This is a genomic window from Nocardioides sp. GXQ0305 (assembly GCF_050880345.1).
In the GTDB taxonomy this organism is placed as follows: Bacteria; Actinomycetota; Actinomycetes; order Propionibacteriales; family Nocardioidaceae; genus Nocardioides.
The window spans coordinates 25,314-47,335 of the sequence record NZ_JBNYXG010000003.1; the positions used below are offsets into that span (position 1 = coordinate 25,314).

The 22,022-nt window shown below is 73.3% G+C and carries 22 protein-coding genes; 8 read left to right on the plus strand and 14 right to left on the minus strand.

Annotated elements, in window-relative coordinates; genetic code table 11:
• Position 1 precedes the first annotated feature (1 nt).
• On the plus strand, positions 2–1,243 hold the full coding sequence (locus ACQ1X7_RS08705; RefSeq protein WP_432477787.1) for an arginine deiminase: 1,242 nt from the start codon (positions 2–4) through the stop codon (positions 1,241–1,243).
• Positions 1,244–2,010: 767 nt separating this feature from the next.
• On the opposite strand, the gene ACQ1X7_RS08710 is transcribed toward ACQ1X7_RS08705, so the two are convergent.
• The 4 genes from ACQ1X7_RS08710 to ACQ1X7_RS08725 are packed head-to-tail and all read right to left on the minus strand — an operon-like array spanning position 2,011 to position 4,182.
• Positions 2,011–2,955, minus strand: a complete 945-nt coding sequence (locus tag ACQ1X7_RS08710; RefSeq protein WP_432477788.1) for a DUF5926 family protein — start codon at positions 2,953–2,955, stop codon at positions 2,011–2,013.
• Positions 2,956–2,965: 10 nt separating this feature from the next.
• Positions 2,966–3,760 carry a glycerophosphodiester phosphodiesterase gene (locus ACQ1X7_RS08715; protein ID WP_432477789.1) on the minus strand — a complete coding sequence of 265 codons (795 nt, stop codon included), beginning with the start codon at positions 3,758–3,760 and terminating at the stop codon, positions 2,966–2,968.
• A gap of 51 nt (positions 3,761–3,811) precedes the next feature.
• Positions 3,812–3,955, minus strand: a complete 144-nt coding sequence (locus tag ACQ1X7_RS08720) for a VOC family protein (protein ID WP_432477790.1) — start codon at positions 3,953–3,955, stop codon at positions 3,812–3,814.
• A complete protein-coding gene (locus ACQ1X7_RS08725) occupies positions 3,928–4,182 on the minus strand; it encodes a VOC family protein (RefSeq protein WP_432477791.1) in 255 nt (84 codons plus the stop codon). The genes ACQ1X7_RS08720 and ACQ1X7_RS08725 overlap by 28 nt, the downstream gene beginning before the upstream one ends.
• A 145-nt stretch (positions 4,183–4,327) precedes the next feature.
• Here ACQ1X7_RS08725 and ACQ1X7_RS08730 point away from each other — a divergent pair, with 145 nt between their 5' ends.
• The 4 genes from ACQ1X7_RS08730 (at position 4,328) to ACQ1X7_RS08745 (ending at position 8,956) form a co-directional block, all read left to right on the plus strand.
• On the plus strand, positions 4,328–5,092 hold the full coding sequence (locus ACQ1X7_RS08730) for an ABC transporter ATP-binding protein (RefSeq protein WP_432477792.1): 765 nt from the start codon (positions 4,328–4,330) through the stop codon (positions 5,090–5,092).
• Between the two features lies 1 nt (position 5,093).
• Complete coding sequence (locus tag ACQ1X7_RS08735) at positions 5,094–7,649, plus strand: ABC transporter permease (RefSeq protein ID WP_432477793.1); 2,556 nt, start codon at positions 5,094–5,096, stop codon at positions 7,647–7,649.
• A gap of 141 nt (positions 7,650–7,790) precedes the next feature.
• Positions 7,791–8,369 (plus strand): dienelactone hydrolase family protein, encoded by a 579-nt coding sequence (locus ACQ1X7_RS08740; protein WP_432477794.1) that lies wholly within the window; start codon positions 7,791–7,793, stop codon positions 8,367–8,369.
• The gene (locus tag ACQ1X7_RS08745; RefSeq protein ID WP_432477795.1) at positions 8,366–8,956 is read left to right on the plus strand and encodes a GNAT family N-acetyltransferase; all 591 of its coding nucleotides are present in this window, start codon (positions 8,366–8,368) and stop codon (positions 8,954–8,956) included. Before ACQ1X7_RS08740 ends, ACQ1X7_RS08745 begins: the two co-directional genes overlap by 4 nt.
• A gap of 6 nt (positions 8,957–8,962) precedes the next feature.
• Here the strand turns inward: ACQ1X7_RS08745 and ACQ1X7_RS08750 are convergent, their stop codons facing one another.
• From ACQ1X7_RS08750 to ACQ1X7_RS08760, 3 genes are read right to left on the minus strand one after another with little or no spacing between them, the layout of a single operon-like run.
• Positions 8,963–9,574, minus strand: a complete 612-nt coding sequence (locus ACQ1X7_RS08750) for a DedA family protein (protein ID WP_432477796.1) — start codon at positions 9,572–9,574, stop codon at positions 8,963–8,965.
• A 10-nt stretch (positions 9,575–9,584) separates the two neighbouring features.
• Positions 9,585–10,799: an ATP-binding protein gene (locus ACQ1X7_RS08755; protein WP_432477797.1), complete on the minus strand. Its 1,215-nt coding sequence runs from the start codon at positions 10,797–10,799 to the stop codon at positions 9,585–9,587.
• A gap of 56 nt (positions 10,800–10,855) precedes the next feature.
• A complete protein-coding gene (locus ACQ1X7_RS08760; RefSeq protein ID WP_432477798.1) occupies positions 10,856–11,122 on the minus strand; it encodes a hypothetical protein in 267 nt (88 codons plus the stop codon).
• A gap of 154 nt (positions 11,123–11,276) precedes the next feature.
• Here ACQ1X7_RS08760 and ACQ1X7_RS08765 point away from each other — a divergent pair, with 154 nt between their 5' ends.
• Entirely contained in the window at positions 11,277–12,143 is an 867-nt protein-coding gene (locus tag ACQ1X7_RS08765; protein WP_432477799.1) for an Fpg/Nei family DNA glycosylase, read from the plus strand.
• Positions 12,144–12,150: 7 nt separating this feature from the next.
• Entirely contained in the window at positions 12,151–12,483 is a 333-nt protein-coding gene (locus tag ACQ1X7_RS08770) for a rhodanese-like domain-containing protein (protein WP_432477800.1), read from the plus strand.
• Here the strand turns inward: ACQ1X7_RS08770 and aat are convergent.
• A complete protein-coding gene (aat, locus tag ACQ1X7_RS08775) occupies positions 12,471–13,163 on the minus strand; it encodes a leucyl/phenylalanyl-tRNA--protein transferase (protein ID WP_432477801.1) in 693 nt (230 codons plus the stop codon). The genes ACQ1X7_RS08770 and aat overlap by 13 nt on opposite strands.
• 153 nt (positions 13,164–13,316) lie before the next feature.
• On the opposite strand from aat, the gene ACQ1X7_RS08780 reads away from it, so the two are divergent.
• Positions 13,317–13,997, plus strand: coding sequence for an EcsC family protein (locus tag ACQ1X7_RS08780; protein WP_432477802.1), 681 nt, complete (start codon positions 13,317–13,319; stop codon positions 13,995–13,997).
• Here the strand turns inward: ACQ1X7_RS08780 and ACQ1X7_RS08785 are convergent.
• The 6 genes from ACQ1X7_RS08785 to ACQ1X7_RS08810 are packed head-to-tail and all read right to left on the minus strand — an operon-like array spanning position 13,958 to position 21,866.
• Positions 13,958–15,175 carry a hypothetical protein gene (locus ACQ1X7_RS08785; protein ID WP_432477803.1) on the minus strand — a complete coding sequence of 406 codons (1,218 nt, stop codon included), beginning with the start codon at positions 15,173–15,175 and terminating at the stop codon, positions 13,958–13,960. The two genes, ACQ1X7_RS08780 and ACQ1X7_RS08785, sit on opposite strands and share 40 nt — an antisense overlap.
• On the minus strand, positions 15,172–16,287 hold the full coding sequence (locus ACQ1X7_RS08790; RefSeq protein ID WP_432477804.1) for a hypothetical protein: 1,116 nt from the start codon (positions 16,285–16,287) through the stop codon (positions 15,172–15,174). Before ACQ1X7_RS08790 ends, ACQ1X7_RS08785 begins: the two co-directional genes overlap by 4 nt.
• Positions 16,284–17,369, minus strand: a complete 1,086-nt coding sequence (locus tag ACQ1X7_RS08795) for a hypothetical protein (protein WP_432477805.1) — start codon at positions 17,367–17,369, stop codon at positions 16,284–16,286. The genes ACQ1X7_RS08790 and ACQ1X7_RS08795 overlap by 4 nt, the downstream gene beginning before the upstream one ends.
• A complete protein-coding gene (locus tag ACQ1X7_RS08800) occupies positions 17,366–18,268 on the minus strand; it encodes a hydroxymethylglutaryl-CoA lyase (protein WP_432477806.1) in 903 nt (300 codons plus the stop codon). Before ACQ1X7_RS08800 ends, ACQ1X7_RS08795 begins: the two co-directional genes overlap by 4 nt.
• Entirely contained in the window at positions 18,265–20,226 is a 1,962-nt protein-coding gene (locus ACQ1X7_RS08805) for an acetyl/propionyl/methylcrotonyl-CoA carboxylase subunit alpha (RefSeq protein ID WP_432477807.1), read from the minus strand. The genes ACQ1X7_RS08800 and ACQ1X7_RS08805 overlap by 4 nt, the downstream gene beginning before the upstream one ends.
• A gap of 5 nt (positions 20,227–20,231) precedes the next feature.
• The gene (locus tag ACQ1X7_RS08810; RefSeq protein WP_432478334.1) at positions 20,232–21,866 is read right to left on the minus strand and encodes a carboxyl transferase domain-containing protein; all 1,635 of its coding nucleotides are present in this window, start codon (positions 21,864–21,866) and stop codon (positions 20,232–20,234) included.
• Between the last annotated feature and the right edge of the window lie 156 nt (positions 21,867–22,022).

Below are 22,022 nucleotides of genomic sequence, written 5' to 3' on the forward strand. Positions count from 1 at the left end.
CATGAGCACCACCCACGACCAGGGGCACACCCACGGCGCGGACAGCGAGGTCGGCCGGCTCCGGACGGTCATGCTGCACCGGCCCGGCGACGAGCTGAAGCGGCTGACCCCGCGCAACAACGACAAGCTCCTCTTCGACGGGATCCCGTGGGTGGCGAGGGCCCAGGAGGAGCACGACGCCTTCGCGGACGCCCTGCGCTCCCGCGACGTCGAGGTGCTCTACCTCACCGACCTGCTCACCGAGACCCTGCAGCAGGCGAGCGCCCGGAACCACGCGATCACCACCGCCCTGTCCGGGCTCCACCTGGGCGACACCCTGCGCAGCTATCTCGGCCGCGCGCTCGCCGAGGCCAGTCCCGAGGAGCTCACCTCCTACCTCACGGCCGGCATCCGCAACGACGAGGTGCGCGGCGGCCACGGGCTGGTCACCTCGCTGCTCGACCCCCACGACTTCCTGATCGACCCGCTGCCCAACCTGCTGTTCACCCGCGACTCCAGCGTGTGGGTGCGCGACCGGGTCGCCGTCACGTCGCTGGCCATGCCCGCCCGTACCCGCGAGACGCAGCTCACCGAGCTGATCTACACCGAGCACCCGCGCTTCGCCGGCACCCGGAAGATCCACGGGTGGCACCACGAGCACGTCGAGGGCGGCGACGTCCTGCTGCTCGCCCCCGGCGTGATCGCCGTCGGCGTCGGCGAGCGGACCACGCCGGCCGGGGTGGAGCGGTTCGCGCGACAGGTCTTCCACGCCCGGCTGGCGCACACCGTGCTGGCCGTCCCGATCGCCCAGGAGCGGGCGACGATGCACCTCGACACCGTCTGCACGATGGTCGACGTCGACAAGATCGTGATGTACCCCAACGTGGCCGACTCGCTGCAGGCCCACGCGGTCACCGCCCCCGACCCGGACGAGGCCGAGGACACCCTGACGCTGCAGGTCGCCGACGCCGAGCCGTTCCTGGTCGCCGCGGCCAAGGCGATGGAGATCGACACCCTGCACCAGCTCGACACCGGACTCGACCCGGTGACCGCGGAGCGCGAGCAGTGGGACGACGGCAACAACACCCTCGCCGTCGCACCGCGGGTGGCGGTCGCCTACGAGCGGAACGACGGCACCAACGACCGGCTCGAGGAGGCCGGCATCGAGGTGGTCCGGATCCCGGGCTCGGAGCTCGGGTCGGGCCGTGGCGGCCCCCGCTGCATGAGCTGTCCGGTGGCCCGCGAGCCGCTGCCCACCGACTGAGGCGGGCGCTGGGGGCCCCAAGGGCCCAGGAGATGTGAAGGACCCGGCCGCTGCCGACGGGGGAGACAACAACGACCGGGTCGGGAGGTAAACCTACCCCCCACACCCCCGGCGCACAACACGGGGGGTGGTGTGTTGCGCCACGTCCTCGCCGGGGCGCGGAATGGCGGCCGAAAGTGCCCATCCGCGGCGTCACCACCGGGACGACTCCTCCGCCACGGGTGGTTTCGAGACGGGCCTTGACGGCCCTCCTCAACCACCGTCTGGCGGCGCCGAGCCCGCCCTCCTAGATCCAGTCTGGGCAACGCCGAGCCCGGTGGTTGAGGAGGTTGCGCAGCAACCGTCTCGAAACCACCCCCGCCGGACAGCCCTCCCCAACCACCGGGCACTCCCGCTCCGCGGCGTCGCCACGGGGACGACTCCTCCGCCATCGGTGGTTTCGAGACGGGCCTTGACGGCCCTCCTCAACCACCGGCACCCCGCGTTCCCCCACCCCCGGTGGTCGAGGAGGTTGCGCAGCACGGCCACCCCGGTGGTTGAGGAGGTTGCGCAGCAACCGTCTCGAAACCACCCCCGCCGGACAGCCCTCCGCAGCCACCGGCACCCCGCGTTCATTCCCCCACCCCCCCGGTGGTTGAGGAGGTTGCGCAGCACGGCCACCCCGGTGGTTGAGGAGGTTGCGCAGCACGGCCACCCCGGTGGTTGAGGAGGTTGCGCAGCAACCGTCTCGAAACCACCCCGGCCGGACGGCCCCCGCGGCTACCGGGTCAGCGGATCGTCACCTGGCGGTGGGCGAGCCCGTTGCGGGCGGCGCGCTGCTCGGTGGTGAGGTCGGACTCGTCAGCCAGGGCGTCCGCGAGTGCTGCGGCAAAGCGGTCAGCCGGCTCCTCCAGCGCCTCGGCGCCGGTGCCGAGCGGGAGGTCCCAGACCGGCGTCAGCAGCCCGTGGGCGCGGAACATCCCGACGAAGCGCGAGTCGGGCACCAGGACGTCGTCGCCGGCGACGTGGAGCCGGGCGAGGGCGTCGAGCAGCCGCTCCTCGGGCTCCGGCATCACCCAGCGGAGGTGCTCCTTGGTGCCGACGTCGGTCCAGTACGCCGCCTGCACGCTCGTCAGCTTCTCGGTGGCGTTCACCGAGGCGTTGGCCTGCTCCAGGACGCCCATCAGGTCGGGGGCGTCGGGCACGTCGGCCACCCAGAAGTCGAAGCCCTCGTGCACGGTGACCGCGAGCTCGTCGGCGGAGACCAGGTCCTGCAACCGGGGTCCCTCGCCCGGGTCGTCGGTGAGTCCCACGACCCCTGGCTCCTCCTGGGCCAGGGCGCGGGTGAGGACCGCGCCGAGGTCGCGGCCCGGGTCGCCGAAGTGGTGTTGCACCTGCAGCGCCAGCCAGATGGCGCCGTTCTCGCGCACCATCGCCGGCGCCGCCCCCGGGAGCAGCGTCACCAGCGTGACGTCACGGTCGGCGTGGTCACCGCCCAGCGGCAGCGGGGCCGTCGCGGCCGGTACCAGCTCGCGCAGCGCGACCACGTCGCACTCCGACGGCAGCCCCTCGAAGGGCCGGCTCACGAACACCGGCGCGGCTCCCTCGGGCGCTCCGTGGCAGTGCTTGTAGCGCCGCCCGGACCCGCACGGGCACGGCTGGCGGGGGCCGGCCTCGCCCTCGGCTCGCTCGCGGGGCGGCTGGCGGGACTTGCTGCGGGAGCGCTTGGCCATGCCCGCGAGGCTATCCCTCGAGGAGTTGACGCATGTACGCCGGCCGGTCGGTGATGATCGCGGTGACACCGAGGTCGCGGCACAGCTCCAGCTGGGCGTCGGTGTTGACCGTCCAGACGTGGATCTCCCGGTCGGTCCTGGCCAGTCGCTGCGCGAATCCCGGGTGCCGGGTCAGCTGGCCGATGCCGGGCCCGAGGATCCAGCCCTCCTCCAGCACCTGCGCGACCACCGGCCAGTGCCGGGCCCGCTCGATCAGCATCACGACCGGCACGTGGGGGGCCATCCGCTGCACCCGTTGCAGGGCCACCCACGAGAAGCTCATCACCCGGGCCGGACCGCCCGGTCGGTGCCAGCCGAAGTGGCGCAACAGCTCGACCAGCCGCTTCTCGACCAGGGCGCCGTACCGCGTCGGGTGCTTGGTCTCGATCGCCAGCTCGATCCGCCGGTCGTGGTCCGCGACCACCTCGCAGAGCCTGCGCAGCGTCAGCATCCGGTCGAGCCCGGCGTCGCGGTCCGGCGCCTCGTCGTCGAGCTCGGCCCACGGGTTCTTCCAGGACGCGAACTCCAGCTCGTCGAGCTCGGCCAGCTCCATCGTGGACACCAGGCCGCGCCGGCTGCCGGTCCGCCGCAGGTCCCGGTCGTGGAAGCAGACCAGGTGGCCGTCGGAGGTGAGCCGTACGTCGCACTCGAGGCCCTCTGCCCCGGCGTCCAGGGCTTCCAGGTAGGCGCCGAGGGTGTGCTCGGCCAGCGTCTCGCTGGCGCCGCGGTGGGCGACCACCTGCGGCCGCTCGACGCGCGCCCTCATGCCCGCATTGTGACCGTTGGGCGCCGCCCGGTGGGGGACGTCGTGCCCGGGCTAGGACCGGGACCGCTGCTCGACGAGGCCGACCAGGTTCCCCTCCGGGTCGCGCACGAACGCCATCCACTCCTCGGTGCCCTCCGGGCCCAGGGTGTCGTCGTCGTGCGCGAAGATCACGTGGGGGTCGCTCTCGACCGGCACGCCGTGCTCCCGGAGCCGCGCCACGGTCGCGTCGAGGTCGTCCACCCCGAGGTAGTGCAGCGCACTCGGTGCCCCCGGTCGAGCAGCAGCCGCAGCCCGTCGAGGTCGAAGAACACCAGCCCCGGCGGGTCGTAGGTCGCCACCGGCCCGGTCCCGAGCAGCTCGGTGTAGAAACGGGTCGCCCGGTCGAGGTCCTCGGCCCGCTGTGCGACCTGGATCATCCTCATGGTCCGACTGTAGGACCGGGACCTCCCCGGGGACATCGACCGCGTACCTGCCGCGCCCCCCGGGGAGTCTCGGGGTCGCTCTCAGGGGCGACTCGGGCCGAAAGCCCATGGCGGAGAGTTGTGCCGACGGGTCAGGCTTTGCCCCATGACCACCACCGTCCCCGCGGACGACGTCCGCGCCGGCGCCGCCAGCGCCCGCAACCTGGTGAAGACCTACGGCGAGGGCGAGACCGAGGTCCGCGCCCTCGACGGCGTGACCATCGACCTGCACGCCGGCCAGTTCACCGCCGTGATGGGGCCCTCGGGGTCCGGCAAGTCCACCCTGATGCACTGCCTGGCCGCGCTCGACACCCCGACCAGCGGCGAGGCGATCATCGACGGCGTCGAGCTGTCCGGGCTCAAGGACAAGGCGCTCACGGCGCTGCGCCGGGAGCGGATCGGCTTCGTCTTCCAGTCCTTCAACCTGATCCCGACCCTGACGGCCGAGGAGAACATCGTGCTGCCGCTCGCGCTGGCGGGACGGCGGCCCGACCCCGACTGGTTCGACCGCGTCATCGACGCCGTGGGGCTGCGCGACCGGCTCACCCACCGGCCGAGCGAGATGTCCGGCGGGCAGCAGCAGCGGGTGGCGTGTGCCCGCGCCCTGGTCAGCCGCCCCTCGGTGGTGTTCGCCGACGAGCCCACCGGCAACCTCGACAGCACCAGCAGCGCCGAGGTGCTCGGCTTCCTGCGCCGCAGCGTCGACGAGTTCGGGCAGACCATCGTGATGGTGACCCACGACCCGGTCGCGGCGGCGTACACCGACCGCGTCGTGTTCCTGGCCGACGGCAAGATCGTCGAGGAGCTCAGCGAGCCCACCCGCGACAGCATCCTCGACACCATGGCCCGGCTCACGCCACAGGTCGGCTGAGATGCTGCGGTTCACGTGGCGCACCTTGCTCGCGCGCAAGGTGCGGCTGGTGATGAGCACGCTCGCGATCGTGCTCGGCATCGGCTTCCTCACCGGGGTGATGGTCTTCAGCAACGGCCTCGGCTCCACCTTCGACTCCATCATCAAGGGCTCGACGCCCGACGGCCTGGTCCGCCCGGCGGGCACCGGCTCGTTCGAGGCGATCGGCGCCGGCAACACCGCCGTGCTGCGACCCCAGGACGTCGAGAAGCTCGCCGACCTGCCCGAGGTGGAGCGGGCCGACGGCAACGTCGACGGCGTCGGCAGCTACCTCCTCGACGAGGACGGCAAGCTGGTCGGAGGCCAGGGCGCCCCGACCATCGCCTTCAACTACAACGACTACCCCAACCTGATCGACGAGCCGTCGCTGCAGCTGCTCGACGGCAGCTGGCCCGAGGGCACCGACGAGATCGTGCTCGACAGCGGCGCCGCCGAGAACGGCGGCTACGAGATCGGCGACGAGGTGACCGTCATCGCCCCCAGCGGCGACTCGGTCGAGGGCTCGCGGCGCACCTTCACCATGGCCGGGACCGCCGAGTTCAACGGCGGCGGCACCGCGGGCGCGACGCTGCTGATCCTCTCGACCGAGGGCGCCCAGGAGGTGTTCCTCGGCGGCCGCGACGTCTTCACCAGCGCGGCACTCACTGCGGCCCCGGGCGTGACCCAGCAGCAGCTCGTCGACGCCGCCCGCGACGTGCTGCCCGCGTCGTACGAGGCGGTGAAGGGCGACACGGTCGTGAAGGAGTCCCAGGACTCCGTCAACGAGTTCCTCGACGTGATCACGCAGTTCCTGGTCGCGTTCGCCGTCATCGCGATCCTCGTGGGCGGCTTCATCATCGCCAACACGTTCTCCATCCTGGTCGCGCAACGGGTGCGCGAGCTGGCACTGCTGCGGGCCCTGGGGGCGAGCGGCGCCCAGGTACGGCGTTCGGTGCTGGTCGAGGCGGGGCTGATGGCGTTCCTCGGCTCCTCGATCGGCATCGGTCTCGGGCTGCTGCTGTCGCGGGCCCTCGCGACGCTGTTCAGCTCCTTCGGTCTGGACATCGCCGGCGACGCGCTGACGCTGACCTGGACGACGGTCGCCCTGGCGTACGGCGTCGGGCTGGTCGTGACCCTGGTGTCGGCGTTCCTGCCGGCGCGCCGCGCCTCGCGGACCGCACCGATGGCGGCGATGCGCGACGAGTCCGCACCCCAGGAGCAGTCGCTGCGCCGACGCGCCCTGATCGGCGTGGTCGTGGCCGCCCTCGCGGCCGGGGTAGCGGCGTTCGGCTTCACCGACTCCGCGCCCGGTCCGGCCGCGGCGTGGGTCGGCGCGACCGCCGTGATCTGGATCCTCACCGCGGCGGCGCTCAGCCCGGTCATCGGGCACCCGGTGCTGGTCGCGTGCCGGGCCCTGTTCAGCCGGATGTTCGGCACCACCGGCCGGCTCGCCGGCGAGAACGCGCTGCGCAACCAGCGGCGTACCGGAGCCACCGCCTCGGCGCTGATGATCGGGCTGGCCCTGGTCTCGGCGGTCGGCACGCTGGCGGCGTCGTTCAGCGCGACCGCCGACGACCTGGTCGACGACCAGTTCGCCTCCGACTTCCTCGTCCAGTCGGCCAACTTCCAGAGCTTCCCGACCGGCATCGGCGACGACATGGCGAAGGTCGACGGCGTGGACACGGTGACCCGCGACCAGTTCACGCCGGCCCTCATCGACGGGGCGGCCGGCACCGTGCTCGGCGTAGACCCGGCGTACAGCCAGATCTACGACCTCGACGTGAAGCAGGGCACCCAGGAGCTGTCCGGCGACCAGGCCGTCGTCAACACCGACGCCGCGGAGGAGTACGGCGTCGGGGTCGGCGACGAGCTCGAGCTGGCCGTCCCGGGTGACCAGACGGCGACCGTCGAGGTGGTCGGCATCATCGAGCCGACCCCGGTGGTCGGAGAGGTCAACGTGCCGCTCGGCGTACTGACCGGGATGGGGCTCAACCGGGCCGACACCTCGGTCAGCATCAACATCGAGCCCGGAGCCGACCGGGAGGCGGTCCAGCGCGACCTCGAGGAGGTCGTGGCCGACGTGCCGATCGTGAACGTCCAGGACAAGGAGGAGTTCGCGGACTCGATCCTGACCCAGATCAACACCCTGCTCTACCTGATCTACGGGCTGCTGGCGCTGGCCGTCGTGATCGCCGTGATCGGGATCATCAACACCCTCGGGCTCAGCGTGATCGAGCGGACCCGCGAGATCGGGCTGCTCCGGGCGGTCGGGCTGTCCCGGGCGCGGCTGCGCCGGATGGTGACCCTGGAGTCGGTGACCATCTCGGTGATGGGCGCGGTGCTCGGCATGGCGGTCGGACTGCTGATCGGCGTACTGCTGCGCGAGTCCCTGCGCGACGACCTGACGGCCCTGGCGCTCCCGCTGTCGAGCCTCGGCCTGTTCCTGGTCCTGGCCGTGGTCTTCGGCGTCATCGCCGCCGTCGTCCCCGCCGTCCGGGCGTCCAGGATGAAGGTCCTCGACGCGATCGCCACGGAGTAGGGCGATAGCTGGACGCCGAAATCATCGCCACGGCCCGCCGAACGATGATCTTGGCGTCCAGCTATCCCGGCCGGGAGCAGGCGATCCGGGCGAGAGGCATCCGGACGTCGAACGTCCGCAACGAGGCCTAGCCTCTCCGGCATGACAGAGATCGTGCTCTTCCACCACATCCAGGGACTGACGCCGGGCATCGTCGCGTTCGCCGACCGGCTGCGCGCGGCGGGGCACACCGTCCACACACCGGACCAGTTCGAGGGCCGCACCTTCGGCTCGATCGACGAGGGCGAGGCCTACTGCTCGGAGATCGGGTTCACCGAGATCCGCGACCGCGGCGTCCGCAACGCCGCCGACCTCCCCGCCGAGGTCGTGTACGCCGGGATGTCGCTCGGCGTCATGGCCGCGCAGACCCTGGTCCAGACCCGGCCCGGGGCGCGCGGGCTGCTCGCGTACTTCGGGTTCGCCGACCCGAAGTACTTCGGCGAGTGGCCCGACGGCGTCCCCGTGCAGGTCCACGCCATGGACGCCGACCCCTACTTCGTCGGCGAGGGCGACCTGGAGCCGGCGCAGGCGTTCGTCGACTCCCACCCGGAGGGCGAGCTGTTCCTCTACCCCGGCGACGGCCACCTGTTCGCCGACGCGACCCTCGGCGACTACGACGAGGCCGCGACCGCGCTGCTGGTCGAGCGCTCGCTGAAGCTGCTGGCCCGCCTCGACGGGTGATCGAGCCGGTCCGGGTCGTCCCCGCGAACGAGGCGACCTGGGAGGACCTGCAGGCCGTCCTCGGCACCCGCGGGCCGGGCCGCTGCCAGTGCCAGCGCTACAAGCTCGGCCGGGGCGAGTCGTTCGGCTCGTTCCCGGTCGAGGAGCGGGCCGACCGGTTGCGCCGGCAGGCCGACCCCGGGCACCCGGGCGGGCCGACCAGCGGGCTGGTCGGCTACCTGGGCGCCGACCCGGTGGGCTGGTGCGCGGTCGAGCCGCGCTCGGCGTACGACGGGCTGCGGCGGGTGTTCCGGGTGCCGTGGGAGGGCCGCGACGAGAACCGCGCCGACGCCTCGGTGTGGGCCGTCACCTGTGTCGTCACCCGGGCCGGCTTCCGGCGCCACGGGGTGAGCCGGGCCATGGTCGCCGCCACGGTCGGGCACGCCCGCGACCGGGGCGCCCGCGCGATCGAGGGCTACCCGATCACCACCACCGACGTGATCGCCGAGGAGCTCCACCTCGGGACGGTGGCGGCGTTCGAGGCGGCCGGCTTCGCCGTCGTCAGCCGGCCCACGCCGCGCCGGGTGGTCCTCCGGATCGACTTCTGACGTCGGTCAGCGTCGACCGTGGCGGTGTCGCAGGCGCCGAGCCACGAAGACCACCACCAGGGCCGCGAGGACGACGTACACGAAGCCGGACACGTCGCCGACCCAGGTCTCCACCAGGTGCCACTGGGAGCCGAGGAGGTATCCCGCGCCGATCAGCGCAGCGTTCCACAGGAGGCTCCCGGCCGTCGTGTACCCGATGAACGTCGGCAACGGCATCCGATCGACCCCGGCCGGGATCGAGATCAGGCTGCGGACCCCCGGCACCAGCCGGCCGAAGAAGACCGAGCGGCGGTCGTGGTCGCCGAACCACTCGATCGCCCGCTGCACGTCGTCCGCGCCGATCAGCGGGAGCCGCTCGGCCGTGGCCTTGATCGGGTCGACGCCCCAGGCGACCCCGAGCCAGTAGAGGACCAGGGCGCCGGCCACCGACCCTCCGGTGGCCCACAGGACCGCCGCCACGACGTCGTAGTGGCCCTGGCTCGCGGTGAAGCCCGCCAGCGGCAGCACCACCTCCGACGGGACGGGTGGGAACACGGTCTCCAGCGCCGTGGCCACGCCGACCCCGGGCGCGCCGATGGTGCGCATCAGGGTGACGATCCAGTCGAGGACCGGCGACATCAGGTGGCCGTCACGCGTGCTCGCGCAGGTAGCGCCCGAAGTGGGGCACCGTGAACGCGATCCGCCCGCGCTCGCCGGAGTAGATCAGGCCCTTCTTCAGCAGCGCGTCGCGTGCGGGCGAGAGCGACTGCGGCTTCTTGCCGAGCACGGAGGCGACGTCTGACGTCGGCACGCTCTCGATCTCGTCGAGCGCGGCGGCGTCGGCCTCGGCCAGGGCGACGGCGGCGTCGGCCATCGCCCGCAGGTACTCGCGCTCCCCCGGCGTCGCACGTTCGAACCGGGAGCCGAAGAAGCCGACGGCGAGCTCCGACTCGGCCTCCGGCGCGGCCACCGCCACGTCGTCGACGGTGATCGGCGACCGCGGGGCGCGGTCCCAGACCGCCTTGCCGTAGGCCTGGATGAAGTAGGGGTAGCCGCCGGTGGCGGCGTACATCGCGGCCAGGGCCTCGGGCTCGAAGGCAGCGTCCTCGTCGGCGGCGGGTGCGGCCAGGGCGCGGTCGGCGGCCTCGCGGGGCAGCCGGTCGATGCGCTGGTAGCGGAACAGCCGCTCGGAGTAGGACTTGCTGGCGCTGAGCACCGCCGGCAGGTGGGGCAGCCCTGCGCCGACCACGATCACCGGCAGCCCGGACTGGCTGATCTCGTGGCAGGCCGCGCACAGGGCGGAGACGTCGTCGGGGCCGAGGTCCTGCATCTCGTCGATGTGCACCGAGATGCCCTTGCCGACGTCGGCCGCCAGCCCACCGAGGTCGGTGAACAGCTCGACCAGGTCGATCTCGATGTCACCGGAGTCGGCGCGGCCCTTCACGGCCGGCGCGTCGATGCCGGGGTGCCACTGGTCGCGCAGCTTCGCCCCGGGCCCGGCCTCGCGCTGCGCGAACGACCGGATCACGCCGAGGACGTGGTCGACCTCGTCGGCCTCCGGGTGGCCGAGCTCGCGCACCGCCTGGTGGAGCGCGCCGCTCAGCGGGCGCCGCAGCGGCTGGTCGGGCCGGGCCTCGAGCTTGCCGGTGCCCCAGTGCCGGCGTACGGCGGCCGAGCGGAGCGCGTTCAGCAGCACCGTCTTGCCGACGCCGCGGAGCCCGGTGAGGACCAGCGACCGCTCCGGTCGGCCGTGGGCGACCCGCTCGAGCACCACGTCGAACGCCGCGAGCTGCTCGTCGCGGCCGGCGAGCTCGGGCGGCCGCTGCCCGGCGCCGGGGGCGTACGGGTTCCGGATCGGGTCCACGCTGCGACCGTATCGGGCTGTCTAGGGCTCGCCCTAGACGACCGGCGCGTGTCGGCTCAGGCGGACTCGCCCGTCCGTACGGCGGAGTGGGGGCGGGTGGGTGCGTGGCGGTAGGCGGTGTCGAGGCCGGCCCGCAGCGCGTCGATCAGGTCGGGGACCTCGTCGACGGCGAGCCGGAAGGAGCCGGAGCACACGTTGTCGCGCCACAGCGACAGCACGACCACGCCCGCCTCGTGGTGCCACGAGACGCGGAGTGCGCGCTCGGACCCGCGGGAGTCGAGGTAGATCGACCCCGACCTCGGGAGCGGGCGGGCAGCGGCCACGTCTCCATTGTGCTCCGCGTCACCTACTCGGCGGTAGTGGTCGGCGAATCTGGCGGGTAACGGACCGGTGGTGACGCTCCCGGGTGGTCCTGCCGGGGCGGGAGCGCCGGGAACGTGCCGTTACCCAACGCATCGCCCGCCTAGACTCGCTGACGTGCCGGAGCTGCCCGAGGTGGAGGCGCTGGCCCTGGACCTCAGGGGCCGGCTGCGCGACCGCGCCATCACCCAGGTCCACGTCGCGGCGTTCAGCGCCCTCAAGACCTTCGACCCGCCCCTGCAGGCGCTCGAGGGCACCCTCGTCGACGACGTCAGCCGCCACGGCAAGTTCCTCGACATCGACGCCTCCGGGCTGCACCTGGTCATCCACCTCGCCCGGGCGGGCTGGATCCGGTGGCGCGAGGAGGTGCCGACGCTGCCGCCGCGGGCGGGCTCGAAGTCCGGCCTCGCGTTGCGGGTGGTGCTCGACGACGGCAGCGGGCTCGACGTCACCGAGGCCGGCACCAAGAAGGGCCTCGCCGCCTACGTCGTACGCCGCCCCGAGGACGTGCCCGGCATCGCCTCGCTCGGTCCCGACCCGCTGGGCGACGACTTCACGGTCGACGTGCTGCGGCAGATCCTCGCCGACGCGGGCCGCGCCCAGGTCAAGGGCGTGCTGCGCCACCAGGGCACCATCGCCGGTATCGGCAACGCCTACTCCGACGAGGTGCTGCACGCCGCGCGGATGTCGCCGTTCAAGCCGGCGTCGTCGATGACCGACGAGGAGTCGCAGACCCTGTACGACGCGATCCGCTCGGTGATCGGCGACGCCGTCGACCGCTCCCGGGGCCTGGCGGCGAGCGAGCTGAAGGGCGAGAAGAAGTCCCGCCTCGCCGTCCACGGCCAGACCGGCAAGCCGTGCCCGGTCTGCGGCGACACCGTCCGCGAGGTCTCCTTCACCGACTCCAGCCTCCAGTACTGCCCCACCTGCCAGACCGGCGGGAAGCCCCTCGCCGACCGCCGGATGTCCCGCCTGCTCAAGTGAGGAGCCCATGCACGTCCCCACGATGACCGTCGCCGAGCTGCCCGACCCGTTGCCGGAGGAGCTGGCCGTCCTCGACGTCCGCGAGCCGGTCGAGTGGCACCACGGCCACATCGAGGGCTCGGTCCACGTGCCGCTCATGGAGCTCCCCGGCCGCCTGGCCGACGTCCCCGACGGCCGGGTCCTGGTGGTCTGCAAGGTCGGCGCGCGGTCGGCGCAGGCGACCGCCTGGCTGGCCCAGCAGGGGCACGACGTCGCCAACCTCGACGGTGGCCTGGTCGAGTGGTCGGCCGCGGGCCGGCCGATGGTGAGCGACAGCGGCGGTCCCGCTCAGGTCGTCTGACCGCCTCGCGGCGGCCGGTCCAGCGCCGCGGGGAGCGGGAGGGAGAGCGCGCGGGGCAGGCGCGCGAGGTAGTCGGGACGGGGCAGCTCGACGACGCCCAGGCTGGCCAGGTGCGGGGTCGCCCACTGCACGTCGAGCAGCCGCCCCTCCGCGTGGTCGTCGCAGAGCAGGTCGACCAGGCCCAGCAGCGCGACCTTGGACGCGTCGGTCTCGCGGTGGAACATCGACTCCCCCGCGAACAGCCCACCGATCGCGACGCCGTACAGCCCACCGGCGAGGCGGCCCTCGCGCCACGCCTCCACGGAGTGGACCCAGCCCAGCTCGTGCAGCCGGGTGTACGCCGCCCGCACGTCGTCGTCGATCCACCCGTCGGGTCGGCGCGGGTCCGCACAGCCGTCGAGGACCTCGAGGAACGCGGTGTCGACCCTGATCTCGAACCGCCGGGCCGAGCGGCGCAGCGACCGGGTCACCCGCATCCCGTCGAGCGGCATCACCGCGCGGTCGACGGGGCTCCACCATCCGACGTCGCCGAACGGGGTCGGCATCGGGAACAGCCCGGCCCGGTACGCCGCCAGCAGGGTCCCCGGCTCGAGGTCGGCGCCGACCGCGACCAGGTCGTGGGGCGGCCAGTCCCGTGCGGCCGGGAGCCGCCACGGCGACGGCGGCGGTTCCACGGGCATGCCGCCGAACCTACTTCTGCCGGTGACCTGTGCGCTGTCGGCTGGTGGGGTGTTCGACGCGCTTCGCGACTTGGCGTCGCTCAGTCGCTGCGCTTGCTCAACCTCCCTCGCTGCGCCGGGGCGGCGTTCCGCGCCCCCGGCTAGGCTCGGGACATGGGTGCGATCAGCGAGATCTCCAGGCGGCTGGCCCCCCGCGTCACCGAGCTGGCGCCGGGGGTGACCACCGTCTTCGTCCGGGAGGCGCTGGCCCGGGCGATCGCGGGGGTGGGTCCGCTCCCCCCGGCCGCCGCGGCGGCCGACAAGCAGCTCGAGGAGCAGCGCGGCGACGTCGACCGCGCCGTCCACGAGGTGATCGAGAACCACGTCCGCCTCGCGGGCGCCCAGGGCTTCGTGACCAACCTCGGCGGCCTGGTCACCGCGTCGGTGATGATCCCCGCCAACATCACCGGCCTGGCCCTCATCGAGTGCCGGATGATCGCCGGCATCGCCCACCTGCGCGGCTACGACCTCGACGACCCGCGGGTCCGCAACGCGATCCTGGTGCTGCTGCTCGGCGAGGACACCGTCGAGGAGATGGTGCGCCAGAAGAAGCTCCCCGCGACCCCGATGGCGCTGGCGACCGCCCCCGCCCACGACGGTGCCCTCGACGGCGCGTTGTCGGCGATCGTGGCCTCCGACCTGATCACCAAGATCGCCGGCAAGCGGCTCGCGACCTCGGTGGCGCGGCGGGTCCCCGTGATGGGCGGCCTGGTCGGCATGGGCGCCGACGGGTTCGTCACCTGGCGGATCGGGCGCTACGCCGACCGCGAGCTCCTGCCGCGCAACCGCCGGTAGACGCGCAGCGCCAGCAGGCCGGCCCGGTTGCGGCGCAGCGCCCGCACCACCTTCTCGCGGAACCGGTACGTCGGCCGCAGGTAGCTGCGCTCCAGGGCCTGCTCGGTGTCGGCCAGCCGGGCGGCGAGATCGGCCTCGGCCCGCACCAGCCGTCCGTTCTCGACGACCAGCGCCGTGATCGCGTCGAGGGCGGCGTCGGCCACCTGGGCCTCGTCGGGGTGGTCGGGGTCGACGTACGCGTCCGCCGTGACGGCGGGAGCGCCGGTCAGCTCGTCGAGGTCACCGACCACGTCGTAGCCACGCTCGCGCAGCGTCGCGACCCAGGACTCCTCCAGCGCCTCGGCCCACTCGTGCACGTCCGGCGGCAGCGTGAGCCGCGGCGAGGCGACCCGCTGGGACAGGGTCTGGTGGGCGAGCAGCTCGCGCACCAGCGGCCGGTAGACCGGCGGCGGGACCACCTTGTTGGCCCGCGCGTTGAGCCGGCGCAGCAGCGCCGTCTCCGGGACGCCGAGCGAGGGGTTGGCGCGCTCGGCGGCCAGGTCGAGGTCGAGCCCGTCGAGCCCGAAGGTCCGGCTGAACCGCTGCCAGAGGACGTCGGGCGCACCGCCGGGCGGGGGCACGGTGACCAGGTGCACGCGCTCCGGGGGCAGCTCACGGGCCCACCGGTCGAGGATGTCGGGGACCTCCTGCACCCCCCAGAACCAGGGCGCCACCCCCTGGCTGCGGGACGGGTCGCGCAGCTGGCGCAGGAACTCGCCGAAGCCCAGCTCGCGACGGTGCTTGACGTTCTCCTGCCACTCCGCCGGGATCTGCCGCACCAGGTCCCGAACCGAGAGCACCAGGTGCACCTCGGTCCCGGGGTGGCCGAGCGACTCCAGCGCCCGGGTGGCCTGCGCGTGGGAGGCGGTGGCGAGGATCTCGTGGCTGATGATGCTGGTCCCGGAGTGGTCGCGGACCCCGGAGGCGAGCTTGTCCCACTCGCCGACGCACTCCTCCTCGAGGCCTCCCCACCGCAGCTGCAGCAGGTCGAGCGCCGCGAGGAAGTGGGCGTCGAAGCGGTCCGCGCGGTAGAGGACCCCGTGCTCGAGGAGCCGGCCGCGGTTGCGGAACAGCACGTCCTGCAGGTGCGAGGTCCCGGTCTTGGGGGTGCCCACGTGGAGCAGCACCCGTCGACTCACCACGCCTCCTCGGGGGTGTGACCGTCGGCCGCGAGCAGCAGCGCGATCCCCGTCGTCAGCGTCTCGCGCGGACCGATCACCTCGACTCCCGGGCGGTCGCCCGGGAGCAGCAGCTCCAGGCTGCCGGAGACAGGGTATCGGTCACGCTCGCGGTCGCGGGTGAGCCCGGCGACCAGCCGGGTCGCCCGGGCCTCGACCCAGCGCCGGTGCCGGGCCGGTACGACGGGCGGTGGACCGTCGACGGTGGCCAGCCGCGGCCGCAGCAGCTCGGAGACCATGGCGCCGCGGGTCTCGGGCGCCACGGTGGGTCGGAGCTCGTCGACGACCCGCCGGCCGAGCTCGACCGCCGTCGCCGCGAGCGGACGGGGCGGGGGGAGCGCGCCGCGCAGCCCGGCCGCGCGGGTGGCGCGCGAGGGGTCGGTGACCAGGTGCACCCCGACCACGCCGGGGGTCGCCCGGCCGCGGGCCACGATCTGCGCGAGGTCGACCCTGCCCGGCAGCCGGTCGCGGTCCGTCGTACGGCGCCACCAGAGGCCCCACGAGGCGACTCCCTCGCCGAGCGCCCGGTGGACCCAGAGGTCGACCAGCATCGAGCCGACGTCGGTGCCGACCACGACCAGCCGGCCCGCGCGCGACGACGGCGGTCGGCCGTGGGCGACCAGGTGCCGGCGCACCGCGCGGGCCAGCTCGGGTTCGCCGTCGAGCCGGTACCGCCTGGCCCACCTCCGGGGCCGCGCGGCGGGTGGCTCGGGCGGCCGCCGGCCGGCGAGGTCGCGGGCGAGGACGACCGCGACCAGGTCGAGCAGCTCGACCGCCTGCACCTCCGCCGGGTCGACCGGGCGGGGGCCGTGCGCCGGCACCTCGGGTCCGTCGAGCAGGGGCAGCGCCGGCCGCGACCGGCGCGGCGGGTCGGCCGCCAGCACCCGCTCGAACAGGTCGGCCGTCGGCCGGCCCGCGAGGTTGACGCGGCGCGCCAGCTCCAGCTGCTGGGCACCCGGCAGCACGGGACCGGACGGCTCCGCGGTCCCCGCCCACTCGCGCCACGCGGTGGTGCCCCCGTCGCGGAGGTGGGCGACCCAACCCCACGCCCGGGCGCTCGCCGGGTCGGTCACCAGGGCTTGAGCCGCACGGCGCCCTGCCGGACCCGGCCGCGCAGCGTCTGGTCGGGGTCGGGCCGCTTGGCGGCCTCGACGGTCATCGCGGCGAGGGCGTTGAGGGCGACCCTCGACCGCTTGCGCGCGGACACCTGGTCGGGGTCGCGCCACGGCGTCTCGGGCCGCGCGGGCCGCAGCTCCTCGACGTCGCCGACCACGTCGATGCCGGCCTGCTCGATCCACTCCAGCCAGGTCGAGGTGGTGCGGTCGACCCACTCGTAGGCGTCCGGCGGCAAGGTGATCCGCGGCGACTCGCCCTGGACCAGCACGTCCTCGGCCAGCATCGACCGGACCAGCCCGTCGTACGCCGCCACCCGACGGTTCCGCCGGTCCAGCTGCTTGTTGAGGCGCCGCAGCACCGCCGCCTCGGCGACCCCGAGCGACACGTTGGACCGGGTGCTCTGCTCGGGCGCCCAGGCCGGGTCGATCCCGACGACCCGGCAGAACCGGTGCCAGAGGTCGTCACCCGGGCGGCTGTGGCCGGACGGCGGGAGGGTGATCAGGTGGACGTGCTCCGGCGGGACGTGGGCGCCCCACCGGCCGAGCACGGTCGGGAGGTCGAAGGCCCGGGAGAACCAGGTCCGGCCGCGTTCCATGCGCCGCACGAACGACGCGTAGCGCCACCGGCGGCCCTGCTTGATGCTCTCCTGCCAGGCGGCCGGCACCTGGCGGCCGAGGTCGCGGGCGGTGTAGACGACGTGGACGTCGGGCCCGAGGTCCGCCATCGCGCGCGCGACCTGGTCGGGCGGCGCGGGGGCGAGGATCTCGTGGCTGACGACGACGGTGCCGGTGCGGCGGCGTACGCGACGGACCAGGGCCTCCCAGCTGCCCTCGGCGTGACCGGGGGCGCCGCCCCAGTCCTGGCCGAGCAGGTCGAGGGCGGCGCGGAACTGGAACAGCCCCGGGCTGACGAGCGCGGAGCGCCCCGGGAAGTGGACGTCGTGGTCGGCGAGCGCCGAGGCGTTGCGGGTCAGCATGTCCTGCAGGTAGGTCGTGCCGGTCTTGGGCGCCCCGATGTGGAGGTAGACCGTCGGACTCATGCAGGCGATTCTGCCAGCGCCCTCACCACGGCCGAGGGGCTGGGGCGACCGAGGTGGCCGGCCATCCACACGCTGGTGGCCACGACGGCATCGAGGTCGACGCCGTGCTCGATGCCGAGGCCGGTGAGCATCCAGACCAGGTCCTCGGTGGCGAGGTTGCCGGTGGCGCTCTTCGCGTAGGGGCAGCCGCCGAGCCCGCCGGCGCTGGCGTCGAAGGTGGTGATGCCGCGGTCGAGCGCCGCGTAGGCGTTGGCGAGCGCCTGGCCGTAGGTGTCGTGGAAGTGCATCGCGAGCCGGTTCGTTGGGACGCCCTCGGCACCGAAGGCGTCGATCAGCTCGGTGACCTGACGCGCGGTCCCGACCCCGATGGTGTCGCCGATGCTGAGCTGGCTCGCCCCCAGGTCGAGCAGTCGCCGACCGACGGACACCACCTGCTCGACGGGCACCGCGCCCTCCCACGGGTCGCCGAAGCACATGCTGACGTAGGCGCGCACGTCGAGGCCGGCGTCGCGGGCGCGGCGTACGACGGGCTCGAACATCGCGAACTGCTCGTCGAGGCTGCGGTTGAGGTTCTTCTGCGCGAACGTCTCGGTGGCGGAGCCGAAGATCGCGACGTGCCGCAGCCCGAGCTCCAGCGCCCGGTCGAGGCCGCGCTCGTTCGGCACCAGCACCGGCAGCTCGCGGCCCTCGTCGCCCAGCATCTTCATCAGGTCGGCGGCGTCGGCGAGCTGGGGCACCCACTTCGGGTGGACGAACGACGTCGCCTCGACGACCGGCAGCCCGGCGGCGAGGAGCCGGCGTACGAACTCGGCCTTGACCTCGACCGGCACGATAGCCGACTCGTTCTGGAGGCCGTCGCGGGGGCCGACCTCGTAGATGGTGACCCGCTCGGGCGTCATGACGCCTCCACCACGAACAGCGTCGCACCCAGCGCCACACCGGCCCCAGCCGTCACCCCGACGGTGGTGACCGTGCCCGCGAACGGCGCCGTCAGCGCGAGCTCCATCTTCATCGCCTCCATGGTGCCGAGGATGGCACCCTCCTCCACCTGTGCGCCCTCGGCGACCCTGACCTCGAGCACGGTGCCGGGCATCGGTGCGGTGACCGTGCCGTCGGAGGTCTCGACCGCCCCGGCGAGCCGGTCCGGGCGGGTGAAGTGGTGGCGCTGTCCCTGCAGCGCGACGTCGACGAAGTCGCGCTGGGCGTTGATGACGGCCCGGACCCGGTGGCCGTCGACGACGGCCTCGAGGACGTGGTCGGCCGCGGAGATCTCGCGCACCCGGACGTCGTCGACGAGTCCGGCCGCGCGGTCGACGACGACGTCGCGGTCGAGCTCCACCAGGGTCGGGGCCGGGTCGGCGCCGAGCCGGAAGCCGTCGGCCTGGAAGGGGTGCCCGCTGTCGAGGGCGGTCACCATTGCCGACGTCCAGGCGGCCAGCACCCGCGGCAGCTCGTCGCCGGGGGCCGGCACCTCGTGGTGGTCGAGCCAGGCCGTGTCGATCGTGGCGTCCCGGAACTCCTCGGAGGCCACCAGCGCCCGGAGGAACCCGGCGTTGGTGGTGAGCCCGAGGACGGCGGTCCGGTCGAGCGCGTCGACCAGCAGCTGGCGGGCCGCCTCGCGGTCGGGCCCGTGGGCGATCACCTTGCCCAGCATGGGGTCGTACGACGTCGACACCACCTGCCCGGACTCGAGCGCGTGGTCGACCCGCACGCCGGGCAGGTCGTCGGGCCACCGCACGATCGAGGCGGTCCCGGCCTGCGGCAGGAAGCCGCCGAAGGAGTCCTCGGCGTACACCCGGGCCTCGATGGCGTGCCCGTCCGCCCTGATCTCGTCCTGGGACACGGGGAGCGGCTCACCCAAGGCCACCCGGAGCTGCAGCTCGACCAGGTCGAGACCGGTGACCAGCTCGGTGACGGGGTGCTCGACCTGGAGCCGGGTGTTCATCTCCAGGAAGTAGAACTCGCCCGTGTCGTCGTCGAGCAGGAACTCGACGGTGCCGGCGTTGACGTAGCCGACGTGCTGCGCGAGGTCGACCGCGGCCGTGGTGATGGCGCGCCGCCGCTCCTCGGACAGGCTCGGGGCGGGAGCCTCCTCGAGCACCTTCTGGTGGCGCCGCTGGGTCGAGCAGTCGCGCTCGTGGAGGTGGAGCACGGTGCCGTGGGTGTCGCCGATGACCTGCACCTCGATGTGGCGGCCGCGCTCGACGTACTTCTCCACGAGCATGGTGTCGTCGCCGAACGCCGACAGCGCCTCGCGCTTCGCCGCCGCCACGGCCTCGGCCATCTCCCCCTCGGAGCGGACCACCCGCATCCCCTTGCCACCCCCGCCGGCCGCCGCCTTCACCAGCACGGGGTACGAAATCGGTGGTTGAGGAAGGCGCTCCGCGCCATCCGCCGGTGGTTGAGGAGCGCCTGCTTCCGGTGGTTGAGGAGGTTGCGCAGCAACCGTCTCGAAACCACCCAGCTCGTACGCCGGCACCACGGGAACACCAGCCGCAACCGCCAGCTCGCGGGCGGCGTCCTTGCGGCCCATCTGCTCCATGACGGCCGCACTCGGCCCGACCAGCGTGATGCCGGCCTCCTCGAGGGCGGCCGCGAACGGCGCCCGCTCGGACAGGAACCCGTAGCCCGGGTGCACGAACCGCGCGCCGCTCTCCACGGCCGCCGCCACCACGGCGTCGACGTCGAGGTACGACGGCACCCGCACGGCGTCGTCGGCGGCGTGGACGTGGGGCGCCCGGGCGTCGAGGTCGGTGAAGACCGCGACGGTGTGCCAGCCGAGCCGGGCGGCGGTGCGCATGACCCGGATCGCGATCTCACCGCGGTTGGCGACGAGAAGAGTGTGGGAGTCGGTCATCGAGGTCACATCCGGAAGATGCCGTAGGAGGGGTCGGGCACGGGGGCGTGGGCGGTGGCGGCGAGTCCCATCCCGAGCACCCGGCGGGTGTCGGCGGGGTCGATGATGCCGTCGTCCCAGAGCCGGGCGGTGGCGTAGTACGGCGAGCCCTGGTGCTCGTACTGGTCGCGGATCGGCGCCTTGAACGCCTCCTCGTCGTCGGTGGACCACGCCTCGCCGCGGGCCTCGATCCCGTCGCGCCGCACGGTGGCGAGCACACTGGCGGCCTGCTCGCCCCCCATCACCGAGATCCGGGCGTTGGGCCACATCCAGAGGAACCGCGGGTCGTAGGCCCGGCCGCACATGCCGTAGTTGCCGGCGCCGAACGACCCGCCGATGACGACCGTGAACTTCGGCACGACGCTGCAGGCCACCGCGGTGACCAGCTTGGCGCCGTCGCGGGCGATGCCGCGGTTCTCGTACTCGCGGCCGACCATGAAGCCGGTGATGTTCTGCAGGAACACCAAGGGGATGCCGCGCTGGTTGCAGAGCTGGATGAAGTGGGCGCCCTTGAGTGCCGACTCGCTGAACAGGATGCCGTTGTTGGCGACGATGCCGACCTCGTGGCCCCAGATCTTCGCGAACCCGCACACCAGCGTCTCGCCGTAGAGCCGCTTGAACTCGTGAAACCGGCTGCCGTCGACCACCCGCCGGATCACCTCCCGCACGTCGTACGGCGTCCGGGTGTCGGTCGGCACCACGTCGTCCAGCGTCGAGGGGTCCTCGAGGGGCTCCTCCACCTCGGAAGGCACTCGGGCCGCCCGCCCCCAATCGGAGGTTGAGGTGCGAGGGCCGCCACCGTCGGAGGTTGAGGTGCGAGCGGAGCGAGCCTCGAAACCCCCGGACCCGGGCAGCGTCCCCACGATGCTCCGCACGATCGCCAACGCATGCGCATCGTCCTCGGCCAGGTGATCCACCACCCCCGACGTACGCGCGTGCACATCACCCCCGCCGAGCTCCTCGGCCGTCACGACCTCACCGGTCGCCGCCTTCACCAGCGGCGGGCCGCCGAGGAAGATCGTCCCCTGCTCCTTGACGATCACCGTCTCGTCGGACATCGCCGGCACGTACGCGCCACCGGCCGTGCACGACCCCATGACGCTGGCGATCTGCGGAATCCCGCGGCCGGAGAGGTTGGCTTGGTTGAAGAAGATCCGCCCGAAGTGCTCGCGGTCGGGGAACACCTCGTCCTGCATCGGCAGGAAGGCGCCGCCCGAGTCGACGAGGTAGACGCACGGGAGATGGTTGTCGGAGGCGACGGCCTGCGCCCTCAGGTGCTTCTTGACCGTCATCGGGTAGTAGGTCCCACCCTTGACCGTCGCGTCGTTGGCGACGATCACGCACTCCCGCCCGCTCACCCGCCCGATGCCGGTGACGATGCCTGCGCTGGGCACCGCGAAGTCGTCGCCGTCCATGCCGTACATCCCGTACGCCGCCAGCGGACTCAGTTCCAGGAACGGACTGCCGGGGTCGAGCAGCCGGTCGACCCGGTCGCGCACCAGCAGCTTCCCCCGGTCGGTGTGCTTGCGCCGGGCGCTCTCCGAACCACCCTGCCGCGCCCGCGCCAGTCGCTCGCGCAGCTCGGCGACCAGCTCCCTCATCTCGCTCACGACCTCAGGTTAGCGATCGTTAACCACCTGCGCTAGCAGGAGGCTCACCGTTCGCCCACCTCTGAGCTCATTCGCGGCGCATTGCAGCACCCAGCCCAACGTCTCAGGGACCTCAACCGGGGAGCTCGGCGCTGTGGGTGAGGGCTA

What these genes read in the sequence shown, in the direction of transcription:
- ACQ1X7_RS08705 (WP_432477787.1), top strand. Translation starts at nt 2, where the DNA reads ATGAGCACCACCCACGACCAGGGGCACACCCACGGCGCGGACAGCGAG.
- ACQ1X7_RS08710 (WP_432477788.1), bottom strand. Translation starts at nt 2,955, where the DNA reads ATGGCCAAGCGCTCCCGCAGCAAGTCCCGCCAGCCGCCCCGCGAGCGA.
- ACQ1X7_RS08715 (WP_432477789.1), bottom strand. Translation starts at nt 3,760, where the DNA reads ATGAGGGCGCGCGTCGAGCGGCCGCAGGTGGTCGCCCACCGCGGCGCC.
- ACQ1X7_RS08725 (WP_432477791.1), bottom strand. Translation starts at nt 4,182, where the DNA reads ATGAGGATGATCCAGGTCGCACAGCGGGCCGAGGACCTCGACCGGGCG.
- ACQ1X7_RS08730 (WP_432477792.1), top strand. Translation starts at nt 4,328, where the DNA reads ATGACCACCACCGTCCCCGCGGACGACGTCCGCGCCGGCGCCGCCAGC.
- ACQ1X7_RS08735 (WP_432477793.1), top strand. Translation starts at nt 5,094, where the DNA reads ATGCTGCGGTTCACGTGGCGCACCTTGCTCGCGCGCAAGGTGCGGCTG.
- ACQ1X7_RS08740 (WP_432477794.1), top strand. Translation starts at nt 7,791, where the DNA reads ATGACAGAGATCGTGCTCTTCCACCACATCCAGGGACTGACGCCGGGC.
- ACQ1X7_RS08750 (WP_432477796.1), bottom strand. Translation starts at nt 9,574, where the DNA reads ATGTCGCCGGTCCTCGACTGGATCGTCACCCTGATGCGCACCATCGGC.
- ACQ1X7_RS08770 (WP_432477800.1), top strand. Translation starts at nt 12,151, where the DNA reads ATGCACGTCCCCACGATGACCGTCGCCGAGCTGCCCGACCCGTTGCCG.
- aat (WP_432477801.1), bottom strand. Translation starts at nt 13,163, where the DNA reads ATGCCCGTGGAACCGCCGCCGTCGCCGTGGCGGCTCCCGGCCGCACGG.
- ACQ1X7_RS08780 (WP_432477802.1), top strand. Translation starts at nt 13,317, where the DNA reads ATGGGTGCGATCAGCGAGATCTCCAGGCGGCTGGCCCCCCGCGTCACC.
- ACQ1X7_RS08795 (WP_432477805.1), bottom strand. Translation starts at nt 17,369, where the DNA reads ATGAGTCCGACGGTCTACCTCCACATCGGGGCGCCCAAGACCGGCACG.
- ACQ1X7_RS08800 (WP_432477806.1), bottom strand. Translation starts at nt 18,268, where the DNA reads ATGACGCCCGAGCGGGTCACCATCTACGAGGTCGGCCCCCGCGACGGC.
- ACQ1X7_RS08805 (WP_432477807.1), bottom strand. Translation starts at nt 20,226, where the DNA reads ATGACCGACTCCCACACTCTTCTCGTCGCCAACCGCGGTGAGATCGCG.
- ACQ1X7_RS08810 (WP_432478334.1), bottom strand. Translation starts at nt 21,866, where the DNA reads ATGAGGGAGCTGGTCGCCGAGCTGCGCGAGCGACTGGCGCGGGCGCGG.